Genomic DNA, 22,935 nt, shown 5'->3' with positions numbered 1-22,935 from the left:
CTATGTTTGATCAAAACGCAAATCGTGACCAAGTTTCACCATTCACGACGATTGGTAATAACGCCCAGCCAAAACCGCTGCGCGATTCAGTGAAGCAAGCATTAAACTCATTCCTGAAACAACTTGACGGCCAAGACCCTGAAGAGTTGTACGAGTTGGTGCTCGCTGAAGTCGAAGCGCCGTTGCTGGAAGAGGTCATGACCTATACGCGCGGTAATCAAACCCGTGCAGCGACCATGCTGGGCATCAACCGCGGCACGTTGCGTAAGAAATTGAAAAAGTACGGCATGAATTAATTGCCCCCTGAAAAAGAGCGCCTTGTGTGCTCTTTTTTGTTTTGAGAACAGTAGTTTATTGAAATTTAACGGTGACCATGATGGATTTTCGACCTATTCAACGTGCGCTCTTAAGTGTATCGGACAAGACTGGCATTATTGAATTTGCACAAGCCTTGCAACAACGTGGTGTGCAACTCCTCTCCACAGGTGGAACAGCGCGTCTGCTGCGTGACAACAATATCCCTGTTACCGATGTTTCCGAACACACCGGTCAAGAAGAAATCATGAACGGTCGGGTTAAAACGTTGCACCCGAAAATCCATGGCGGCATTTTAGCGCGGCGCGGCACCGACGACGCAGTAATGGCTGAACAAGGTATCGCCGCTATCGATATGGTCGTGGTAAACCTGTATCCATTTGCAAAAACGGTAGCCGATCCAAACTGTTCACATGCAGACGCCGTTGAGAACATCGATATTGGCGGCCCAACAATGGTTCGTGCTGCCGCGAAAAACCATCAAGACGTCACCATTGTGGTCAATGCACGCGATTATGAGCGGGTGATTGCCGAAATGGATGCTAATAACAACAGCCTGACCTTCGACACCCGTTTCGATCTTGCTATTCGCGCCTTCGAGCACACGGCGCACTACGACGGTATGATTGCCAATTACTTTGGCGCGCGTTTGCCGCAACAAGAAAGCCAATTCCCACGCACCTTCAACGCCCAATTCGAGAAGAAGCAGGATTTACGCTACGGCGAAAATAGCCATCAACAGGCGGCTTTTTACGTCGAAGCAGAGCCACACGAAGCTTCGGTTGCCACTGCTCAGCAGTTGCAAGGTAAAGCATTGTCGTTCAACAACATTGCTGACACCGATGCCGCGCTGGAGTGTGTGAAATCCTTCGCCGAACCGGCTTGCGTTATCGTTAAACATGCAAACCCATGCGGCGTAGCAATTGGCGACGATATCTCGTCTGCTTATGACCGTGCCTTCAAAACTGATCCAACGTCAGCATTTGGCGGCATCATCGCCTTCAACCGTGAACTTGACGAAGCGACAGCGAAAGCCATTATTGACCGCCAATTCGTTGAGGTCATTATTGCCCCTAGTGTAAGTGCTGAAGCGCAGCAGGTCGTAGCAGCGAAAGCTAACGTTCGCTTGTTATCATGTGGTCAATGGCCAGCACAGCGAGCTGCAAGCTTTGACTTTAAGCGCGTCAATGGTGGCTTATTAGTGCAAGATGCTGACCTTGGCGAGATCACCGAACAAGACTTAAAAGTGGTGAGCAAGGTGCAGCCGACCGCTGACCAACTCAAAGATTTACTGTTCTGCTGGAAAGTTGCCAAATTTGTGAAATCCAATGCCATTGTCTATGCCAAAGACGGCATGACCATCGGTGTCGGTGCAGGCCAAATGAGTCGTGTTTACAGTGCCAAAATCGCGGGCATAAAAGCTGCTGATGAAAACCTTGAAGTCGCCGGTAGCGTTATGGCATCCGACGCCTTCTTCCCGTTCCGGGACGGTATTGATGCGGCGGCAGCAGCGGGTATTAAAGCGATTATTCAGCCTGGTGGTTCAATTCGTGATGACGAAATCATTGCCGCGGCAGACGAGCACGGCATTGCCATGGTCTTCACCGGCATGCGCCACTTCCGTCATTAATAACATTGCCGTTCTGCGCTACGCCGTCTAGGATTAAACCTAACCTATCCGTCGATAGCAGCAACATAAGGAAGTAACCATGAAAAACTTCTTAGCAATGATAACCTTAGCGGCGAGCGTGAGCCTGCTTGCCGCTTGTTCTGAGAACACTGACTCAGCGGACACGAGTGCGATGAGCCTAGAGCAAGCAGTCAATAACAACCCAGCACGTTCGGCTGACAACCTGAGTCGAGATCGGCATCGCCATCCCATCGAGACACTGACCTTCTTCGAAGTCGAACCAGATATGACCGTCGTCGAAATTTGGCCAGGCGGTGGCTGGTACACCGAAATCCTTGCGCCGTATCTCAAGGAACAGGGCAAACTTTATGCGGCTCACTTTCCGCAATCAGAAACCCGTGAGTATTACGTTAACTCGCGGCAGGCTTTTAACGAGAGAGTTGCTAAAGACCCTGCTTTTAGCAAGATCGTGGTAACCGAATTTGCACCGCTCGAAAACAGTGAGATCGCCCCAGCAGGTTCGGCTGACCGCGTGTTGACCTTCCGTAATTTACATAATTGGTACATGAACGCCGGCGAAGACGGCGTCAAAGCCGCATTCGCAACGTTTTATAAGGCTTTAAAGCCTGGTGGTATTTTAGGTGTTGTCGATCACCGTTTACCTGAAAGCCGCCCCAATACGCATATGGACAGCTCCGGCTACATGAAACAAAGCCTAGCTGTGCGCGCGGCCGAAGCGGCTGGTTTTGTGTTCGTGAAAGCCAGCGATATTAACGCAAACCCTGATGATAACGCCGATCATCCACGTGGGGTGTGGACCTTACCACCTACCTTGGGATTAGGTGAGCAAGACCGTGAACGCTATCAAGGGATTGGCGAAAGTGACCGCTTTACCTTGAAATTTAAGAAACCTGAATCTTCCTCATAAGCAAAACAAGAGAGTCGATACGACATGAATGTACTTGTGATTGGCGGCGGTGGCCGTGAGCATGCGCTAGCATGGAAAGCGGCGCAATCGCCGCAGGTTGAAACTGTCTTTGTCGCACCCGGTAATGCCGGCACTGCAACGGAACTAAAACTCGAAAATGTGGCGATTGCCGCTGATGATATCCAAGGCTTACTCCAATTTGCGCAAGAACATGCCGTAGGTCTCACCATCGTTGGTCCTGAAGCACCACTTGTTGCAGGTGTAGTCGACACCTTTACCGCAGCGGGCCTGAATATCTTTGGTCCGACTCAAGGCGCCGCACAACTGGAAGGTTCAAAAGCGTTCAGCAAGGATTTTTTGGCGCGCCACCAGATTCCAACTGCAGCTTATGGCACCTTCACCGATGTTAACGCTGCGAAAGACTATGTGCGTGCCCAAGGTACACCCATCGTCATCAAAGCCGATGGCCTAGCGGCAGGTAAAGGCGTGATTATTGCCGAAACTGAAGCACAAGCTTTTGCCGCAATTGACGATATGCTCGCGGGTAACCGTTTTGGTGACGCCGGTAGCCGCGTCGTCATCGAAGAGTTCTTGGTCGGCGAAGAGGCGAGCTTTATCGTTATGGTCGATGGTAAAACAGCATTGGCTTTTGCCAGTAGCCAAGACCACAAAGCACGTGACAACGGCGATAAAGGACCGAACACTGGTGGGATGGGAGCCTATTCTCCTGCACCCGTGGTGACGCCTGAAGTACATAACTGGGTGATGGACCATGTGATTGAGCCGACCGTGCAAGGTATGGCCGCTGAAGGTCATCCCTACACAGGTTTCCTCTATGCTGGATTGATGATTGCTCCCGACGGTACCGCTAAGGTTCTCGAGTACAATTGCCGCTTCGGTGACCCAGAAACTCAGCCCATCATGATGCGTTTGCAATCAGATCTAGTAGAACTGTGCTTAGCTGCTTGTGACGGTAAGCTAGCTGAACAAGTCATTGACTTTGATCCGCGCGCGACAGTAGGTGTGGTTATGGCTGCTGGTGGTTACCCTGAAAGCTATGCGAAAGGTAAGGTGATCAGTGGCTTGCAGGACGCCGATACGAGTGATACCAAAGTTTTCCACGCCGGAACGAAACGCTTAGAAAATGGCGATATTGTCACAGCTGGTGGACGCGTATTGTGTGTTACGGCAATTGCTGACTCGGTAAGCTTAGCGCAGCAAAAAGCCTATGCAGGCGTCGACAAAATTACCTGGGATGACGTGTATTATCGAACCGATATTGCACACCGCGCCATTCGTCGCGAAGGCGCTTAAGCGAGAAAACCGCGCGACCTTTTCTTTGAGGCCAGCGCGGTTTTTTTAGTTAGTCTTCAACAACAAGGTCATCGTCATCTGCGCCTGAGAGCTCGAAAGCATCATCAGTATAGCGGCTACGACCATACATACTTCCAACTTTAGGTCGGTTAATACGCGCCTGATATTTTGACCAAGCCTTTTCTACGGGCGTCTCTGCAGCTTTTTCACCACGCGCGACAGCTAACAATGACTGCTCTTCGGCTGACATCGGTTCGACTTCACCGTTCATCAGCGCCGCAATCAAACTTCCATGCTGACTCAGCAATTCAGCTTCGCGAATAGAAAAATCGCCTGAACGGGCAAACCCGTAAGGATAGTTTTTGAAGTCGTTATACGGCTTCTTAGTGATGAAATCACGGTTGATCGTTGCCATTGTGTGCCTTCCTCCAGACCAACAACTACAGGGAAAATCGTTCGCCTCTTGCGACACTGACGATATAGAGGCGAACGGCACGCTTGTCAATAAAATTTTTTAGTTTTTACTAAAAACGTACGTCAAGTGTCACACGCACATGACGCCCTGGTTGTGACAATACCGGCAAGATAGGATCATTTTCAGGGTAGCTACTTACTTGCGCCGCCTGCCAATAGGTTCTATCAGTAAGGTTCAATAGCCCAGCACCAACGCGGATGTCGGCACTTGGGTACCATTGCACGAGCCAATCCAGCGTCGCATACCCAGGGGCAGCAAAGAGCGCCTCATCGTCAGCGTTGAAAAGTTGCTTTTGCCCACGTTGTGCGCGCAACACCAAGCGGCTATCCCAACGCAAACTTTCTGGCGTATAACGTATGGCCGCTAACATGGACGACGGGCTCACCGCTGCAACTGCCGCGCCAGTGGTTTTGTCTTCACTACGGATTGACTGCAACCAAAGCTCGCTTGACCACCTTGGTGTCCAATCGTGTTCCCAACTTGCTTCGATGCCCTCAACGACGACTTTTTCGCGGTTAACCGATTGAAAGATGAGTAATCCCCGCTGTGGGTCAAAGCCGAGTGAAGCACGACTATCGATGAAGTCACTGTAACGATTGTGAAACGCCGTCACACTCGCCCGGGATTCAGCCGAGCGCCATCGCACGCCAGTTTCAAATGTGTAACCACGTTCCGGTTGTAGAGCCGGGTTTGCAATCGCAAGCACTCGGAACTGCGGATAATACAACCCGACATTGACGTCAGCGAACGGCGGAGCACGGTAACCTCGTGCATACTGCGCAAACCATTCAGCCTGATCATTCAATGGCCAGAGTAAACCTAGTTTTGGCAACCACGCATCGTGCGTTAAATCGGTAACATCACTATTTGGATAGCGCTCGGCAAATAATGGATCGTCTTGTGTACGCAGCACGTAACGTTCATAACGCAGGCCAGGACTTAAGCTTGGGCCGTTTCGCCACAACTTGATTTCATCATGGAGATATAAGCCAAGCTCATTGATCTTGCTACGCGGAAAGTCACGCAACGGAAAGGTTTCACCGAGCAGGATCGTCGTGGACGTTTGTTGCGTTTGATTCCATTGCCAAGCATCACGCTCGTCCCAAACTTCTGCACGACTAACTTCAAAGCCATAACCCATGCGGTGTCGTACATCCCCCCACCGCCAATCACTTTCAAGATCTGCGGCTAGACCATAGTTGTCATAGTCATAACGAAAACCACGATAAATACTTAATGGTTCTGCTAATATTCCGCGTTCTTCAAAAGAATGCTGCTGAGTTTGCGCCTCTTGTACAAACAAACGCCACTCACCGCGGTCGGCCAGCACGTTTGGCTCAGTGCGTAACCGCAAAATGGCCCGCCACTCGTAGCGTTCGTCATCACCGCTAAGTGCTGTGGTGCTCGCTTGACGGCCACTGCCTAAGCTATGAAAAATAGCCGTGTCACGGGTTTCACGAAGGGCATCAAAGCTGACTTGCCAAACGCCAACATCGGCATAGGTTTGCCATTTCAGCAAGGCGCCTGTTTGCCGTACGCGTTGCTGATCGAGCGTCGTCGCAGCGGCGGCATCACGCTCCTCACGATACTGCGCAGCCCCAGCCAGTAACACGCTATGGTCGCCATCACTCAACGCTGTGGCAACACGCCCATAACCGCGCTGTGCGTCGCTTGCAGCGCCTAGCCGCAAGTGCGTGCCGCGTTTACCGTTATAAAGTACATCATCAGCACTGAGCGTTTCGATGGCGACTACGCCACCCAGTGCATCACTGCCATACAAGGTTGACGCTGGCCCACGCAGAATCTCGACACGGTTCGCCAAGCCCAAATCGAGCAAGCCACGCCCCGTGTCAGAGAAGCTGCCGACGGCAAAGCGATCAGCAATAGCTACTTGATCGACGACAATGGCGGTGCGGTTACCACCAATACCACGGATACGAAAACCGCTGTGACCAAAGCGAGAACTAGTGTCATCAAGCTCTACTCCCATTTCGTAACGAACCAAATCGTTCGCATTTAAGACTAAGTCACGCGCCAGTTCTTCGGCGCTAATGACACTAACCGTGCCAGCTACTTCATTCAGTTGTCGAGGCTGGCGGTGGGCGACCACAGTAATCACTTCATCAGGAACTATTTGTTTCGCGACCACTTCATCCTGGGTGTCATTCTGTTGCGCGGTGGCAGAACCTGCCACCGCTAACAGTGCTGCACCACAGGCAATCCTTAGCCTGAGCAGTGCTTCCATCAATACACCTCGTTACGTGTGTTGTAATTATTAAACTTGCCGGTAGGTGTAACGATTTTTTCGCCTTTGATGACATGTTTCAGTGTGCGCGTTTTGTCATCGACGATCACAATCGCAGATTCTTCTTCCATACCACTCCAGACCGAGAACCAAACTTCGTCACCGGCCATGTTGTATTCGGGCTGCACGATACGTTTCGGACCCGGACCTAAATCTGCCCACTCAGCAATCGGTAGCACTTCATAACCTTTGCTAAAATCGCGGGTATCAAACACTGCAACAGACTGGGCAATCTCACTCGAAGGATTTAATGGTGAATCCACCCATAAATTGTGCGACTGCGGATGGGTTTTAATAAACAGCGAACCACCACCTTGACCTTCAAGAATGCGAACGACTTTAAATGCTTGGTCGGGATGATTCTCTGGGTCAGTACCAATCAACGTTATATTGGCATTGCCCAGCGCGCTGGTTGCCCATACTGGTCCGAACTCAGGATCAACAAAGTTAGCGCCACGACCCGGGTGCGGGATACGTTCAACTGGAACCAAAGCTTCAAGCTCACGTTCCAACGCATCCACGACCGCAATGGTGTCGTTCTCATTGGCTGCCGTCATAAAGTAGCGACCAGAGCGATCCCAACCACCGTCATGCAAAAATGGCGCGGCATCGATGGTGGTGACCTGAAGGTTATCGATGTCAGAATAGTTCACCAGTTTGATTTGACCGGTTTCCTTCACGTTAACGATAAACTCCGGATGTTTATGCGAACCGACAATCGCTGCCACACGTGGCTCTGGGTGATACTCTTGCGTATCCACAGTCATTCCGCGGGTCGAAACAATCTTGTGCGGCTCAAGGGTTTGACCGTCCATCAACACATAATGCGGTGGCCAATAAGCGCCAGCAATGGCAATTTTATCTTCGTAACCTTTGTAACGTGAGTTCTCCACCGAGCGCGCTTCGAGACCAATTTTGATCTCAGCAACGACTTGTGGCGGGAACATATACAGGTCAATCAAATCGATCTTGCCGTCGCGGCCAATCGTGGTGAAATACCGGCCTGAGCTTGAAGCGCGCGAAATATGCACTGCGTACCCAGTGTCGACGTAGTTCAAGACTTTCTTGCTGGCACCGTCGATGATTGCCACCTGCCCTGCATCGCGCAGTGTTACCGCAAACATATTATCGACGTCATAATCATGCTGTGGCTCAGTTGGACGATCTTCTGGCGTGACATGAACGATCCAACTGTCTTTCATTTCCGGCATACCCCACTCAGGTGGTGTAGGCGGCTCATGCTGGATAAATCGTGCCATGATATCGATTTCTTCTTCACTCAATTCGCCTGACGTTCCCCAGTTTGGCATACCACCTGGCGAGCCGTAGTTAATCAAAGCTTTCAGGTAATCAGTACCCTTTTCTTGAGTAATGTCTGGGGTCAAAGGTAAACCGGTCGCACCTTTACGCAACACACCATGACAACCCGCACAGCGTTGAAAGTAGATTTCCTGGGCCTTGGCGAACTCATCTTCGGTCATGCTCGGCGCGCCAGGGGTGACCACTTGTTTTGCACCGGAAACAGCGGAAGGAGCCCCCTTGTACTTAACCTCAGCAACAGTTGCGTCGGCATGAGGCTTTCCACCAGCACGATCCTTGAGGCCAAGCTCGACACGGACGTCTTCGACATCGTCGTCACTGACGTCTGCACCGCTATTACCCCAACTTGACAGCACATAGTTGGTGATTGCAGCGATGGTGTCATCGTCAAGGTGCTGCATTGGCGGCATCATGGCATTGTAGGTCTGGCCATTGACTTCAAGAGGCCCTGACTTCCCCTGCAAAATTGTCTTAACAACGTAAGTTGGCTTACCGTCGACATTGGGGTTTGCTGCCAACGGGGGGAAAGCGCCTGGCAACCCCTTACCATTCGGCTGGTGACAAGCTTGACAGTTCTTCGCGTATGCGTCCTTACCATCTTCATCAGCGAGGGCTGGCGTCATCGTAAAAAACAATGCAGCCACACCACTGATCAGCGCCAGCGGAGTGAGTCTAAATTGAAGAGTTTTAGGCTTTTGGTAGTGCATGGGAGTCCTCCTTGATGGACCTATCATTCAGATGCTTCTGAAATTGATTGTAAGCCTAGTACAAGGAGGACTTTTGATCGATATCAATGAATGGAGGGAGTACCTAAGCCCTAGAGAGGTACCACCTTATGGGTAGTTGCACAATTTTAGATATGTACCTTCAAGCCCCAATCGTTTTGAGCTTCACGCGCCAGTTGTTCACGAAATTGTGGCGCCGCAATATGAATCAGTGCGGTGGCACGTTCAGTGAGACTTTTTGCGCGCAAATTGGCTACGCCGTATTCAGTTACCACATAGTGCACATGGGCGCGCGTGGTCACGACTCCAGCGCCTGGTGCCAACAACGACGTGATACGTGAGACGGTACCACCACAAGCTGTCGCTGGCAGCGCAATCACTGAACGACCACCTTCCGATAAACTAGCCCCACGAACGAAGTCCATTTGCCCACCGACTCCGGAGTACACCATAGTGCCAATCGAATCGGCACAAACCTGCCCAGTAACATCGACTTGCAAGGCGCTGTTGATCGCCATGACTTGTTTATTTTGGCGGATCACAGAGGTGTCATTCGTGTATTCCACATCTAAGAACGCACACTGTGGATTGTCATCGACAAAGTCGTATAGCTGCTGGCTGCCCATTGCAAAGGTGGTCACAATACGACCTCGGTGTTTACGCTTGCGAGAATTATTAATCACGCCACTTTGCACAAGCGGAAGTACACCATCCGAGAACATCTCGGTATGTATACCAAGATCTTTATGGTTGCCTAAACATGCCAAAGTCGCATCGGGAATGGCACCAATGCCCATTTGCAAACAATCACCGTCATTGATGAGTTCAGCCACGCGTTCACCGATGCGCGTGGTAATTTTACTTTGCGCGGGTCGCTCGTGAATCGGCATTGCTGCAGCTTCTTCAAAATAGCGATCAATCTGACTGACATGAATGAACGAATCTCCATGGGTGCGCGGCATCTTTGGATTGACCCAAGCGATAACCTTTTTCGCTACTTGCAAGGCTGCCCGTGTCGCTTCGACACTTATACCAAGACTACAGTTACCGTGTGCGTCGGGGGCTGAAACCTGAATCAGCACCGCATCCAACCGCTGCTCGCCCGAACGAAACAGTTTCGGTATTTCCGACAGAAAAATCGGCACATAATCGGCTAACCCTTCATTGACTGCCGCACGGGTAGATTTGCCGACAAAGAACGCACGTTGACGTAGATGCCCCTGCAAGGTTGGATCCGACAATACCTCACTATGTTCGGTGTGGAGTTGCAGTAATGTCATATTGCGCCGTTGCAGCGCCACCTCGGCCAATCCCTGCAACAGTTTATAGGGGGTTGCAGCCATTGATTGGCACCAAATGACGTCGTTATCAGATAAAATTTCTAGCGCTTGTTCAGCGTTTGCAACACGCATTTCAACTCCTTTTACGATAAAGTAAGCAGTATTCAACTGTTAAAGCTTAGGCATACCATGAAAGTATTCGCAATGTTGGGTGCGATCAATATGGCTCTTGGGGTAATTCTTGGGGCATTTGGGGCACATGCACTTAAGGCAAAGTTATCACCCGAAATGCTCGGCGTATTCCAAACGGGTGTGCAATATCACATTTATCATGCGCTAGGTTTGTTCATGGTCGCGGCACTACTTATTCCCTACCCGCAAGCCAGCGGCTTACGTACCGGAGGCTGGATCTTGCTCGCCGGCATTGCATTGTTTTCTGGCAGTCTTTACTTGATGGCGCTCACTGGCATACGCTGGTTCGGCCCGATTACTCCAGTTGGCGGTGCCTGCTTTATCATCGGTTGGATTTGGATTTTCTGGGCAGTTCTGAAAGAGTTGTAAGTTACCACGGAGCCGATGCAAGTGAATCTAGGTCTACTGTTTGCGGTCGCTCTTGCCGCTAATGAACACGAGCTTGCGCAATGCTCGGCAACATTGCCGACCGACGTTTCCGTCTGCATCCAGACCTCCCCAGTGAACTGGAATCAAGCAAAACGCATGGTCTTCGAACTGAATCGTGAAGTGGAGAGTCATCCTCCGTGGCGGTTACCTAGCGCAGCACAGCTAGCCGCCGCTAAACTTCCTTGCGCTGCCGACCAAACGGCAACTGAATTAGGGTGGATGACCTCAGCATTTATCAAACATGGTGACGAAATTCTGGTTGGCGCCTATCATTGTGATACAGGGATCACAGAATTCGTGCCCGTAAACCAACCACTGAAGTTATTGCTGTTACGCTAAATGAAAAAGGAATTTACGATGACCACTGCATTTCTCAAAATACTTGCTGTATGCGTTTTTAGTTTTACTCTTCTTGGCTGCTCTACCAGTGCGCCCATCAAGGATGTTAACGCTGCCACCATCAACCACCAACTAAGTCACGAGCAAATTCGTATGGCGATTATTGAAGCGGGCGCCCAACGCGGGTGGGTGATGAGCAACTACAACCGCTGGGTCAATAATCTACGCCATGACATCCAAATGACTATTCAAGTCAAAGCACTGCAGCCCTAAATGAACATCGCTGTAGCTAAAACCTATGCCCTAAGTTTCTGCTTAGGGCTTTTCTTTGTCGCATCTGCGCATGCGCAGCAGCACGACACATGGCAACCCGCTGTCGCAAATCAACACTACACTATTGACTACCGCGAGCGTGCGGACAAGGTACTCGAGCTGCGTGCCGAGCTTGTCGTTACAGCACAACTCGGCAGCTTCCTTCATTTACTCGAAGATGTTGAGAACATCTCGTCGTGGTTAGCACGTGCCGAAAAAGCAACGGTGCTCGCACAACCTGATGCGCACACACATGTTGTCCATACTGTGTTTTCTGGTTTTTTCTTGGTTGCACGGCGCGACATGGTCACGCGCAGTGTGTGGCACCAAGACCCCGCTACTAAAGCTGTGACGATAACCGTCGAAAATGCCAATAATGACTACGACATACCTACTGATGGTGTCCGTATCACCAACCTCGCCGCAGAATGGCAACTCTTTCCATTAGCGAACGGACAACTGAGAATCACCTACCAAGGTTACGCGGATCCAGCAGGGGCATTACTCGGTTTGGTCGCGCGTAGCGCCGCACTTGAAGCATTGAAGAAAACACTTGCTCGCTTGCCCGCCGCATTAGAGAATCATCAACGTCCGTATGAGGGTATTGTCGAACCCTAGATGCAAGTGTTAAGTTTTTGAAAAGACCCGCGGCTTTGTGTATTATCCCGCTTCTTTTTTTATACATTCAAACTCAATCAATTGCCGCCCATGCAAGCATTCACCAAGACCAGTGCCTTAGCGCTACAAGACGATGTCGTTGCCGATACGATACTGCGAGAACTTCCCGCGGGAACGCGTCGGCGTTTAAGCCCGTACGCAAAACTCTTAGTACGAGTGGTCTATCAATTGATTGCCGACTATCCACAAGTAGCAAACACGCCTATTGTGCTGGCAACACAACACGGTGACTTACATCGGACGATTCGTCTTTTACATGATCTCGCGGATGAGCAACAGCTATCGCCCACTCAATTTAGTTTGTCAGTCAACAATGCGGCACTTGGACAACTGAGTATTTTGCTCGACAATACTGCGGCAATGACTACGGTCGCCGCTGGTGACGACTCATTTGCCATGGGTTGGTTGGAGGCTTTATTACAGCTTCAGCAACATTCCGAAGTGGTGTTCATCTATGCCGACGAACCTCCGCCAGAACCTTATACCGGACATGCAGCGTTACCTGAACACGCTTTTGCAATGGCAGTACTACTAAGCAATCAGCAAGGCCACCCACTACAATTTGAAGCGAAGCCTAGCACTGAAAAGACCGGCCTGTTAGCACCGGTGCAACAACTGCATCAACTCATCAGCCAACATGGCCAAGGCGAAGTCCAACTGCAAGGTAAGCAAGCGTGGAGCTGGTATGTGGGCTAGATCTGTACATTTTTTACAGCATACTTGGCGGCGTCTTGCGACTGGTCTCTGTTTTGTCGTTTTTGGCTTAGGTGGGCTGGTAATGTCGCTCACCGCACTGCCTTTATTGAAGTTACGCGCCTACGGTGATCCCCAACGTCAGCAGCAAATGGCGAAAGCCATGGTGCAACGCACATTCCGTTTTTTCATTGGCTTCATGCGCTTTACTGGCGTCTTTAACTTCGCTTTTCCCGCGCGTCAGCAACTGCAAAACTGCCGCGGCCAAGTGATCATTGCCAACCACCCCTGCTTGATTGATATCGTCGCACTCATTTCATTTGTGCCCAATGCCGACTGTGTGGTTAAGGCGCACCTTTGGCGTAATCCTTTTATGCGAGGTGTGATAAAATCATCCGGTTACATCAGCAATGGCGACCCCGAAGGTTTAGTTGATGATTGTGAGCGTTCACTTGCACAAGGCAATAACCTTATTATTTTCCCCGAGGGGACACGCACAGAACCAGGGAAACCCTTTCGGTTTCAACGGGGGCCGGCAAATCTTGCGTTGCGTACCCAAAATGACATGGCGGCGTTACGTATTTGCTGTGACCCCGTTACATTGATAAAAAATGAGCCTTGGTACTGTGCGCCAAAAACCAAGCCAACGCTAACCATTGAGTTTTTACGTAGCGTGCCGACAACCAGCTACCAGACTGAGCAACCCAGCATTGCCGCGCGCAAGCTCACACGGGATCTCGAAGATTATTACAATAAGGTACTCGAAAGTAATGGAAACTTTAAAACTTGAGCTTAAAACACTCATTATCGAAGCACTCGATTTGGAAGATATTACCGTTGCCGACATCAAAGACAGCGCACCGCTTTTCAGCGATGACAATGACGGCCTCGACCTCGATTCAATTGATGCGCTTGAGCTGGGCTTAGCCATCAAAAAGAAGTTTGATGTCAAATTAGACGCGAACTCTGAAGACACCAAGAAACATTTTTACAGTGTAGATACGTTGGCCGACTTCGTTGCCAGTCACAAGGGATAAGAATGACCATGGAAACCAAAGAAGACGTTTATCAACAACTTGTACAAATCCTCACGGAGGACTTTGAGATCGATGCTGAAGAGATCAAGTTAGACGCCAATCTATACCAAGATCTCGATCTCGACAGCATCGATGCAGTAGACCTCGTAGTGAAGTTACGTGAGATTACCGGAAAGAAGATCAGTCCAGATGCATTTAAAGCGGTACGTACCGTCGAAGATGTCGTCAATGAGGTCGTCAAACTCATGCACGAACCAGCGTAACCATGCGAATTCTGCGTGCTCTCTCTTACCTATGTCTTGCTACCTACCCGCTTTGGGTTGCAGGATTAGTGCACGCAGGTTACAGCCAACATTTATGGTGGTTACTGTGTTTATTTGTCATACCACAAGTGTGGCTTGCTGACTGGCAACAGCCGCGTAGTTACGTCGTGCTCTTCGCAACCCTTTGTGTCGTCATCGGAGCTTGGCTACTCGGCCCACAGGCAGGGGCATTGTTTTATCCGGTATGGATGAACCTTGGCTTTTTGATACTTTTTGCCAGCTCGCTTTGGCGTAAGCCGGCAATTATTACGCGCTTAGCAAGTGCCATGGAAGGAGAGCTATCGCCCGCTGCAGTAAGCTACACAGAAAAAGTAACGATCGTTTGGACACTTTTCTTTTTGCTGAATGGCAGCATTGCATGGTGGACCGCAACACAAGCTAACCTAAGTGTTTGGACTTGGTACAACGGCGTCATTGCATATGTATTGATGGCTCTCATCTTCACGATCGAATTAGGTATTCGCTATGTGGTTAAAAAGCGACACCACTAATTGGTTCCTCAACCTACCAAAGACTGCACCTTGGCATGGATTTGACGTCGATGTTCAAGCTGCACGGCAGTGGCTTAAGGCGCGTTCAGAGCAACGTTGGTTGCTATTTGATGGCGATAGCTATCGTTTTACCGTGTGGTTCTTTGCTTTACTTGCCGAAAACCGCCAACCGGTAATGCCGCAAAATAACCACAGCGAAACGTTGCGCTTAGTGTCTACTGTCATCGACGCCGAATTGCCGCGACAGCTGCCTCAAGCTGTTCAGTCATCAGAGCTCGAGCCACTCAGTGGCCGACTCGCAACCACGTTGACATTATTCACTTCAGGCTCAAGTGGTGAACCCCAAGCAATTCGTAAATCTGCGCGACAACTCTTCAATGAAGTGCAAACCCTTGAATCGACCTTTGGTGAAACATTGCTCGATGCAGAGGTGATAACGACGATCTCACATCAACACATCTATGGGTTGCTCTTTACCGTTATTTGGCCGGTTTGCGTCGGCCGATGTTTGGTCGCACAACGCGTGGAATACCTTGAACAGTGGCAACAACACCATCAACAAGCAAATGCTTATTGTATCGTCAGTAGTCCAGCGCATCTCGAGCGTTTCGACGACCTTACGCACATGCAGCACCACCCAGCGCGCTTGCGTGCCGTGTTTTCCTCGGGAGGACCTCTTGCTGATCAGGTTCCACAGCGTTTTATCGGCGCAGGTCTCGCCGCCCCGTTCGAAATCTATGGCAGCACCGAAACCGGTGGTATCGGTTGGCGGCAGCGCAGCGCTACAACGACAGCATTCCGCCGCTTTACGGATGTCGAAATCGGCGTGAATAACGAGCATTGCCTGCAACTGCGGTCGCCGCACCTACCCGATGACACGCTGTTCACGACGACAGATAAGGTGGAACTACTTAGCGCTGATGAATTCAATGTACTAGGCCGTGCTGATCGTATTGTGAAAATTGCCGAAAAACGCGTTTCGCTGGCAGAACTTGAACGCTTCTGTGAAGCGCACCCTTGGATTGACAAAGCAAAGTCCTGTCAACTTTACCAGCCGCGAACTACCCTTGGCTTAGTCCTAGTGTTAACTGCTGCAGGACAACAGCAACTTGCGCAAGAGGGACGTTTAGACATGCGCCGTAAGATCCGTGAGCATTTGCAACAACGCTTCGATAAAGTCGTGTTACCGCGTAAGTTCCGCTATGTTGACACATTACCTTGTAACGCGAGTGGCAAAACCACGTTAGCTATGTTGCAACAACTGTTCGAAGCAAGTGAATAAGAGAGCGATTGATGAACGTTACCTACCCAGATTTTACCGAGCTCACCGAGTTTCAACATACCAACGGGCGTCCTCACTTAGTCGCGCACTTTACGCTTGCACCCGATTGTCTCTACCTGCAAGGCCACTTCCCAGAAGCGCCGCTATTACCTGGCGTGACGCAACTCGACTGGGCGATCCAACTTGCTGCAGACCATTGGCAAACACCGCGTACAGTTCAACAAATCGAAGTGTTAAAGTTTAACGATATGATTTTGCCAAAGGCGAACGTGACCTTAAGCTTGGAGTGGAAACGCGCCGACTGCGTCGTTTTCCGTTATCACCATAACGACCAAGCCTACTCGTCTGGGCGTCTCATTTTTACCGAAGCGAATTGACCTTATGCACGCTTGTTTCATAATTCCCATTTATAACCATCACGAAACGATCGCAGCCACGGTAGCGGCGTTGAGTCCGTTCCAATTGCCCATTTTTATTGTGGATGACGGCTCCGATGCCGCCACCAAACAAGAACTCAGCAAGCTCGTTGAACGTACCCCTTTACTGCACTTGCACACCTTACCGCAAAACTCAGGTAAAGGTGCCGCGGTCATGGCAGGGTTTGAACAGGCATATGCAGCGGGAATGACCCATGGCTTACAAATTGACGCTGATGGTCAACATGATACGGGCGATATCCCCGAATTCTGGCGACAAGCCGAACAACATCCCGAAACCCTTATCAGCGGCGCGCCACAGTACGATGCTTCGATTCCAACCGCGCGTAAGTTTGGGCGTAAGATCACCCATTTTTGGGTGCATATCGAGACCTTGTCCTTGCAGGTAAAAGATACCATGTGTGGTTTTCGTGTTTATCCGCTCGCGGCAACCCTCGAAGCGATTGCCGAGCACCGCCCAGGTAACCGCATGGACTTTGATATTGAAATTATGGTGCGCATGTACTGGCGCGGCGTACCCGTGCGGTTTATTCCGACCCAAGTTATTTACCCCGAGGGTGGCCGTTCGCATTTCCAGGGTTTTGCCGATAATTGGCTTATTTCAAAAATGCACACTCGCTTGTTTTTTGGCATGTTGCTGCGGGCACCACGTCTTGTTGCACGACGACTACGTCGGAGTGCGGCATGAAGCACTGGGCAACCACCAAAGAACGCGGCAATTACTTGGGTATTTTGATTGTGTTGCGTGCATATAAATACGGCGGGCATCTCCTCATGCGCCTCGTGCTTGCGCCAGTCATTTTCTATTTTTTCCTTACCGGGACCACAGCCCGGAAGGCGTCGATGGCTTATTTGCGCAAGCTTCACGGGTATAGCGGCCAAGCTTCACCATTTCAAAAACTGCCAACGTGGCGTAACAGTTTAAAGCATTTCTGGCAGTTTGGTCTTGCCTCATTAGCGAAGACAGACGCTTGGATTGGACGGATTAACAAGCAGCATGTCAAAAACTGCGGAAACACCCATTTTCGTGACCTTGAGCAACGACCTGAGGGCGGGATTCTTATCGGTAGCCATTTAGGGAACTTGGAAGTGGCACGCGCGATTGCCAGTAGCAGTTATTGCAAGCGCATGAATGTATTGGTTTTTACCGAACATGCACAAGCCTTTAACCGCGCCTTACGCGAACTCAATCCAAACGTCGCTGTGGATGTTATTCAGGTTACCAACATCGACATGGGACTCGCAATCATGTTGCGTGAGCGGGTCGACCAAGGTGAGTTTGTGGTCATTGTCGGCGATCGCACGTCGGTCACCGATCCCACCCAAAGTATTACCCACGACTTTCTTGGCGAACCAGCACAGTTCGCAATCGGCCCTTGGGTTTTAGCCAGTATTTTGGAATGCCCGGTTTATTTTTTATTCTGCGTGCGAAATGCGAGCGGTCAGGGCTACGACTTGCACTTAGACTTTGTTACCGAGCGACTCCATTTACCGCGCCGCAGTCGACATCAACATATCGAAGCAATTTTAGCGCAATACGTCGCGCAACTCGAAAATTTGTGTCAACGTTACCCATACCAATGGTTTAATTTTTTCGACTTTTGGCAACAACAGACAGAAGGAACAGTAGGTAATGCCGATTGAGAACGTTCAGTTTGGTGGTAAACGCACAACCATCAACGACATCATTCGCCTAAGCCAAGGCAAAGCCCAAGCGCAGCTAAGTGAGGATCCTAGTTTGCGTGAGCGTATTGCTGCGGGTACCCGTTTTTTGGATACGTTATTACGCGAAGATGGCGTTATCTATGGCGTTACGACAGGCTACGGGGATAGCTGCACGGTCACTGTACCGACTGAACTCGCCCACGAACTACCGATTCATTTGACGCGCTTTCATGGCTGCGGACTCGGCCGGCATTTTGCTGATGATAGCGTGCGCGCGATTTTAGCCACACGCCTGTGCTCGTTGGCGCAAGGTTATTCTGGCGTGAGTTGGGAGCTGCTGGAACGTTTGGTGCTCATGATCAACGCGAACGTACTGCCGTTGATCCCCGAAGAAGGCAGCGTTGGCGCCAGTGGTGACTTGACCCCGTTGTCCTACGTAGCAGGTGCGCTCATTGGCGAGCGCGAGGTTCGGTTCGGTGCACAAACGATCTCCAGTAAAGAAGCGTTCGCGAAACTCAATCTTGCACCGCTAACTTTACGTCCTAAAGAAGGTCTTGCGATCATGAATGGCACTGCGGTGATGACCGCACTAGCATGCCAAGCATGGCATCGCGCTGAATACTTAAGTCAGTTATCCACTCGAGTTACAGCGCTTGCCAGTATTGCACTGGATGGTAACAGTAACCACTTTGATGAACTACTTTTTGCGGTCAAACCGCACCGTGGACAACAAGAAGTTGCGCGCTGGATTCAGCAAGACATCAATCATGTCGAGCACCCTCGTAACTCGGATCGTTTACAAGACCGTTACTCCATTCGTTGTGCGCCACATATTATTGGGGTTTTGCGCGATGCCTTACCGTGGTTTGCGGAAACCATTGAGAACGAACTAAACAGTGCCAATGACAACCCAATCATCGACGGTATCGGCGAACATGTATTGCATGGCGGTCATTTCTACGGTGGCCACATAGCGATGGTCATGGACAGCATGAAAACTGCAGTCGCTAACCTCGCCGATTTACACGATCGCCAGATGGCTTTGCTCATGGATACCAAAATGAATAATGGGTTGCCAGCCAACTTGTCAGCGGCAACGGGCCAACGCGCGACCATTAACCATGGCTTCAAAGCTTTGCAAATTGGTTGTTCGGCATGGACCGCAGAAGCGCTGAAATTAACCATGCCAGCGAGTGTATTTTCGCGTTCCACCGAATGCCACAATCAAGATAAGGTCAGCATGGGCACTATTGCGGCGCGAGACTGTCTACGTGTACTCGAGCTCACCGAACAAGTTTTAGTAGCAACGTTACTGGCGGCTTATCAAGCTGTGCAACTACGGCGCCGCGAGAATCCTGACTTACGTAAGCCAGCCGCCGCGATTGAAGCGATGCTGGCGGACATCGCGCAAGAGTTTGCGCTGATTGACGAAGATCGCCCGCTAGAATCAGAATTGCGTTATTGGCTGGAACAAGTTCGTCAGCAACGTTGGGATCTATACAAGGACTAAGCATGTTTGAAGCGCGCTTAAAAATTAATGTGCCCTTTTTTGACGTCGATGCTATGCATGTGGTGTGGCACGGTCACTACGTTAAGTACATGGAGATGGCTCGCAGCGAGCTCTTGCGCCAATTTGATTATGATTACCCCACGATGAAGGCCAATGGTCACCTATGGCCGATTGTTGATTTGCGTCTTAAATATGTCGCGTCAGCACGCTATGGCCAAGACATTGAGGTCATCGCCAAACTCAGCGAGTGGGAGCATCGCCTCCGTATTGACTATGTGATTCGTTGTTGTGATACGCATAAAGTCCTCACCAAGGCGACAAGCATTCAGGTCGCGGTCGATATTGCTAGTGAAGAAATGCTCTTCGAGTCACCCGATATCTTGTTCGATAAACTAGGAGTACAGCGCTCATGACGCCGCGTGTCCTACTTCGCGTTCTCATCATCGGCGCGCTGCTGTGGAGCGAATGTACGCACGCCAACGAGCAACCACTAGAGCCGGAAGTACTCGCATTTTTGCAGCAGCAACAACAGCCATTACCTTTTGCCGTCGACTTCGAACAACAGCGTACGATCCAGGGGTTACCGCGTGCTTTGCTGAGTTCTGGGACCTTAACGGTCGCCGCTGATAAAGTGGTGTGGCACACCAAGGAACCGTTAGACCAACGACTGGTGATCACTGCTACAGGTATCCAGCCTGATGGCGAAGCCGCAATGCGCGGTAGTGCTGTGATTGCACAACTCCTTCTCGCCGTATTACAGGGTGACGCCGAAGCGATCGATAAGAATTTTTCAGTGCAACTTGCCGCGGACTGTTTGACCTTAACGCCCAAATTAGAGCAACTGCAGCAATTTGTGCAAGCCATTGAAAGCTGCGGTAACAGCTCCATTGAGCGCATTCAGCTCATCGAGCAACAAGGCAACCGGAGCTCTATCACCTTCCACTATGAGGCGCATAACGGTGTGGCTGCGCACTAAATTTGCCGCATGGTTAAGCATCGCTATCGTCGTCCTGCTCGCCGCTGGCTTGTTCTGGCTGCGCTTGCCTGCAGTATCTTGGCAAAGCAGTTTGCTCGATACACTGCCACAAGAGGCTGATCCCGCACAGCAAGTTTACATGGCCCATCAACAACCGAACGAACAACGCTTCATGTTGTTGTTTACCGTCGCCAACGACGACTTCGCTGCATTTGCCACCGCGTTACGCCAAGAACTTGCAGAGCTAACGAGCAGTGAAGCTGAGATTCAGCCGCTGCAACAGCTGGATGCGCAAGCAATTGTCTCAATCTACGCCGAGTACGCGGGGCAATGGGCCTCGCCGAGTGATCTGACGACGCTGCGCGAGAATCCACAACAGCTTATTCAATACGCACAACAGCGACTACAGCAGCCCTTACCGCTATGGGTCGATATTCAACAAGACCCATTGTTGCTCAGTCAACGCTTGGTCGAGGCGTTACCCGAGCCGTTACCCAACTTTGCTGCAGAGGGGCCTCTTTATGTTCGTCACTCGGCGACGCACACAAGCATTGTGGTGGCATTGCAGAGTAAAGCCGACACGCTGAGTCAAGAGCACTCGCGCACGGTTGTCGCGCACACCGAACAGCTGCTTAGCGCGTTAACGGCAACCGCAATCCCACATGAAGTCATTCGCAGTGGTTTGGTGTTTCACACCGACGCGGCAGCCACTCAAGCAAAATATGAGATGACTTGGTTTGGCGGCTTGTCATTAGCGTTTGTGCTCATTTTGCTGTGGTGGGTATTTCGCTCCCTGCTGCATCTACTCTACAGCTTGGTGGTGGTAAGTGTGTCGACCCTCGTCGGCGTCACCGCGGTCATGTGGTGTTTTAACTCGCCCCACGTTCTAACATTGGTTTTTGCCACTACTTTGATTGGCCTATGCATTGATTATGTGTTCCACGCGAGCATTGGCGCCAGCCATGGCAAAAATAACTGGCAGCAAGTGGTGCCAGCCTTGCTGCTCGGCGCAGCTACAACGATTGTCGGTTTTCTTTTACTGACGCTATTGTCACTGCCGTTACTACAGCAGCTTGGCGTGTTTATGGCGGCTGCGTTGGTTAGTGTGACTGGATTGGTGTTACTTATTCCAGCGCTTGGTTTAACCAAACCGACAACTTTGCGCTGGCAACGTTTGCACCAAAAGGTCGCACGCAGCTATCAACATGTTGCACCCCGTACCGGCAGCATCATTCTTGTTGTCCTTGCCATCACCTGCTCGATTGCAGCATGGCAGACGTATCGCAGCGACGACGCCGTCCAATTATTGGCAACATCAAGTGAATCATTGCTCGCACAAGAACAAGAAATGCGTGAGCAAACGCAGGCCTTTTATGATTCAGAAGTGATTTTGATAAAAGCCACAAGTATGAATGAGCTGTATCAACGCTATGCACGGGTTCATCGACGTCTTGTCGACTGGCAACAGCAAGGCTGGCTCACCAGTTGGCAGAGTTGGTTTGATTATGTCCCTACGCCGCAACAACAGCAGCAAGTGAGCGACGCTTTAGCGCAGCTATGGCAACAACCCGCAGGCCAGGACTACCTCGCGTGGCTGGGAATTCAACCGCCACAAGCGAACCTCTCGAGCCGCCAACAACTACCCAAGGCACACCCACTGTACGAGAACTTCTTTTATACCTCGGCAGATGCTAAACAGCCCGTTGTCGGGGTAATTAGGTTACGCGGAAGTACCACTAATAATGACTTTACCCAAGCCATAGCGGCACTTAATGGCGTTGAGCTCTTTAGTCCTTTAACCCAAGCGAGCGAGGCTTTAGGCCATTATCGCAGCCAACTTATGCAGTGGATGATGGCGCTGGTCATCTTGCTTTTCATCGTCTTAAGTTGGCGCTTACCCTATAGTCGCCGGCAACAGCGCTACCTCGCCAGCCTGCACGTAAGTGCGATTATCATTACCGCACTAAGCAGTGCGTTAGCCATTGCCGCGCTTTGGCAGCCATTGAATGCATTTCACTTCGTCGGCGCGATGTTAGTCATCGTGCTCGGTATCGATTACGGCATTTTTTGCGCCAGTCGGATACCACGTGCGCATGCGCTGCAGGCGATCAGTATTTCAGCATTGACGACCATGTTCGCTTTTGGTGCACTTAGTTTTAGTCAAACAGCAGCCATTGCTTCGTTCGGCGTTACCGTACTTATTGGTGTTGCCATCACAGCGGTACTTGTACCGCTGCTGACACCAGCAAACTCGACTCATTCAGTGTAAAGGAAGATAC

The 22,935-nt window shown here is 50.7% G+C and carries 25 protein-coding genes; 21 read left to right on the top strand and 4 right to left on the bottom strand.

Annotated features, from left to right (window positions below; all coding sequences use genetic code 11):
• The first annotated feature begins 2 nt into the window (after positions 1 to 2).
• The 4 genes from fis (at position 3) to purD (ending at position 4,187) form a co-directional block, all read left to right on the top strand.
• Positions 3 to 296 (top strand): DNA-binding transcriptional regulator Fis, encoded by a 294-nt coding sequence (gene fis, locus NV375_RS11140; RefSeq protein ID WP_126773648.1) that lies wholly within the window; start codon positions 3 to 5, stop codon positions 294 to 296.
• A 77-nt stretch (positions 297 to 373) separates the two neighbouring features.
• Positions 374 to 1,945, top strand: coding sequence for a bifunctional phosphoribosylaminoimidazolecarboxamide formyltransferase/IMP cyclohydrolase (gene purH, locus NV375_RS11135; RefSeq protein ID WP_405035620.1), 1,572 nt, complete (start codon positions 374 to 376; stop codon positions 1,943 to 1,945).
• A gap of 79 nt (positions 1,946 to 2,024) precedes the next feature.
• Positions 2,025 to 2,873 (top strand): class I SAM-dependent methyltransferase, encoded by an 849-nt coding sequence (locus NV375_RS11130; RefSeq protein ID WP_258808280.1) that lies wholly within the window; start codon positions 2,025 to 2,027, stop codon positions 2,871 to 2,873.
• A gap of 24 nt (positions 2,874 to 2,897) precedes the next feature.
• On the top strand, positions 2,898 to 4,187 hold the full coding sequence (purD, locus tag NV375_RS11125; protein ID WP_258808279.1) for a phosphoribosylamine--glycine ligase: 1,290 nt from the start codon (positions 2,898 to 2,900) through the stop codon (positions 4,185 to 4,187).
• A gap of 49 nt (positions 4,188 to 4,236) precedes the next feature.
• Here purD and maoP read toward each other — a convergent pair whose 3' ends face one another.
• From maoP to NV375_RS11100, 4 genes are all read right to left on the bottom strand, one after another.
• Positions 4,237 to 4,602 (bottom strand): DUF413 domain-containing protein, encoded by a 366-nt coding sequence (maoP, locus tag NV375_RS11120; RefSeq protein WP_258241028.1) that lies wholly within the window; start codon positions 4,600 to 4,602, stop codon positions 4,237 to 4,239.
• A 109-nt stretch (positions 4,603 to 4,711) separates the two neighbouring features.
• Positions 4,712 to 6,907 (bottom strand): TonB-dependent receptor domain-containing protein, encoded by a 2,196-nt coding sequence (locus NV375_RS11115; RefSeq protein ID WP_258808278.1) that lies wholly within the window; start codon positions 6,905 to 6,907, stop codon positions 4,712 to 4,714.
• Positions 6,907 to 8,994, bottom strand: coding sequence for a cytochrome D1 domain-containing protein (locus NV375_RS11110; RefSeq protein ID WP_309491688.1), 2,088 nt, complete (start codon positions 8,992 to 8,994; stop codon positions 6,907 to 6,909). Before NV375_RS11110 ends, NV375_RS11115 begins: the two co-directional genes overlap by 1 nt.
• A gap of 146 nt (positions 8,995 to 9,140) precedes the next feature.
• A complete protein-coding gene (locus tag NV375_RS11100; RefSeq protein ID WP_258808277.1) occupies positions 9,141 to 10,424 on the bottom strand; it encodes an acetyl-CoA hydrolase/transferase family protein in 1,284 nt (427 codons plus the stop codon).
• Between the two features lie 57 nt (positions 10,425 to 10,481).
• Here NV375_RS11100 and NV375_RS11095 point away from each other — a divergent pair, with 57 nt between their 5' ends.
• The 17 genes from NV375_RS11095 to NV375_RS11015 all read left to right on the top strand — a co-directional run bounded on the left by NV375_RS11095 (position 10,482) and on the right by NV375_RS11015 (position 22,925).
• Positions 10,482 to 10,853: a DUF423 domain-containing protein gene (locus NV375_RS11095; protein ID WP_258808276.1), complete on the top strand. Its 372-nt coding sequence runs from the start codon at positions 10,482 to 10,484 to the stop codon at positions 10,851 to 10,853.
• Positions 10,854 to 10,868: 15 nt separating this feature from the next.
• Positions 10,869 to 11,252, top strand: a complete 384-nt coding sequence (locus NV375_RS11090) for a hypothetical protein (RefSeq protein WP_258808275.1) — start codon at positions 10,869 to 10,871, stop codon at positions 11,250 to 11,252.
• Positions 11,253 to 11,270: 18 nt separating this feature from the next.
• The gene (locus NV375_RS11085) at positions 11,271 to 11,525 is read left to right on the top strand and encodes a hypothetical protein (RefSeq protein WP_258808274.1); all 255 of its coding nucleotides are present in this window, start codon (positions 11,271 to 11,273) and stop codon (positions 11,523 to 11,525) included.
• Positions 11,526 to 12,182, top strand: coding sequence for an START domain-containing protein (locus NV375_RS11080; RefSeq protein WP_258808273.1), 657 nt, complete (start codon positions 11,526 to 11,528; stop codon positions 12,180 to 12,182).
• A 90-nt stretch (positions 12,183 to 12,272) separates the two neighbouring features.
• Positions 12,273 to 12,938, top strand: a complete 666-nt coding sequence (locus NV375_RS11075) for a beta-ketoacyl synthase chain length factor (RefSeq protein ID WP_258808272.1) — start codon at positions 12,273 to 12,275, stop codon at positions 12,936 to 12,938.
• Positions 12,928 to 13,725 (top strand): 1-acyl-sn-glycerol-3-phosphate acyltransferase, encoded by a 798-nt coding sequence (locus NV375_RS11070; protein WP_258808271.1) that lies wholly within the window; start codon positions 12,928 to 12,930, stop codon positions 13,723 to 13,725. Before NV375_RS11075 ends, NV375_RS11070 begins: the two co-directional genes overlap by 11 nt.
• A complete protein-coding gene (locus tag NV375_RS11065; protein WP_258808270.1) occupies positions 13,706 to 13,972 on the top strand; it encodes a phosphopantetheine-binding protein in 267 nt (88 codons plus the stop codon). Before NV375_RS11070 ends, NV375_RS11065 begins: the two co-directional genes overlap by 20 nt.
• 8 nt (positions 13,973 to 13,980) lie before the next feature.
• Positions 13,981 to 14,235, top strand: a complete 255-nt coding sequence (locus tag NV375_RS11060; protein WP_126773723.1) for an acyl carrier protein — start codon at positions 13,981 to 13,983, stop codon at positions 14,233 to 14,235.
• A gap of 2 nt (positions 14,236 to 14,237) precedes the next feature.
• The gene (locus NV375_RS11055) at positions 14,238 to 14,786 is read left to right on the top strand and encodes a hypothetical protein (RefSeq protein WP_258808269.1); all 549 of its coding nucleotides are present in this window, start codon (positions 14,238 to 14,240) and stop codon (positions 14,784 to 14,786) included.
• Positions 14,761 to 16,068, top strand: coding sequence for an AMP-binding protein (locus NV375_RS11050; RefSeq protein WP_258808268.1), 1,308 nt, complete (start codon positions 14,761 to 14,763; stop codon positions 16,066 to 16,068). The genes NV375_RS11055 and NV375_RS11050 overlap by 26 nt, the downstream gene beginning before the upstream one ends.
• 11 nt (positions 16,069 to 16,079) lie before the next feature.
• Positions 16,080 to 16,445 carry a hydroxymyristoyl-ACP dehydratase gene (locus NV375_RS11045; protein WP_258808267.1) on the top strand — a complete coding sequence of 122 codons (366 nt, stop codon included), beginning with the start codon at positions 16,080 to 16,082 and terminating at the stop codon, positions 16,443 to 16,445.
• Positions 16,446 to 16,449: 4 nt separating this feature from the next.
• The gene (locus NV375_RS11040; RefSeq protein ID WP_258808266.1) at positions 16,450 to 17,193 is read left to right on the top strand and encodes a glycosyltransferase family 2 protein; all 744 of its coding nucleotides are present in this window, start codon (positions 16,450 to 16,452) and stop codon (positions 17,191 to 17,193) included.
• Entirely contained in the window at positions 17,190 to 18,149 is a 960-nt protein-coding gene (locus NV375_RS11035) for an acetyltransferase (protein WP_258808265.1), read from the top strand. Before NV375_RS11040 ends, NV375_RS11035 begins: the two co-directional genes overlap by 4 nt.
• A complete protein-coding gene (gene hutH / locus NV375_RS11030) occupies positions 18,139 to 19,680 on the top strand; it encodes a histidine ammonia-lyase (protein ID WP_258808264.1) in 1,542 nt (513 codons plus the stop codon). The genes NV375_RS11035 and hutH overlap by 11 nt, the downstream gene beginning before the upstream one ends.
• 2 nt (positions 19,681 to 19,682) lie before the next feature.
• Positions 19,683 to 20,093, top strand: a complete 411-nt coding sequence (locus tag NV375_RS11025; RefSeq protein WP_258241015.1) for an acyl-CoA thioesterase — start codon at positions 19,683 to 19,685, stop codon at positions 20,091 to 20,093.
• Positions 20,090 to 20,656, top strand: a complete 567-nt coding sequence (locus NV375_RS11020) for an outer membrane lipoprotein carrier protein LolA (protein WP_258808263.1) — start codon at positions 20,090 to 20,092, stop codon at positions 20,654 to 20,656. Before NV375_RS11025 ends, NV375_RS11020 begins: the two co-directional genes overlap by 4 nt.
• Positions 20,640 to 22,925 (top strand): hypothetical protein, encoded by a 2,286-nt coding sequence (locus NV375_RS11015; protein WP_258808262.1) that lies wholly within the window; start codon positions 20,640 to 20,642, stop codon positions 22,923 to 22,925. Before NV375_RS11020 ends, NV375_RS11015 begins: the two co-directional genes overlap by 17 nt.
• Positions 22,926 to 22,935: the final 10 nt, after the last annotated feature.

Source organism: Pseudidiomarina sp. CB1, assembly GCF_024752025.1.
Lineage (GTDB): Bacteria > Pseudomonadota > Gammaproteobacteria > Enterobacterales > Alteromonadaceae > Pseudidiomarina.
The sequence above is the reverse complement of the archived record's forward strand: the minus strand, read 5'-3'. Positions and strand labels throughout refer to the sequence as shown.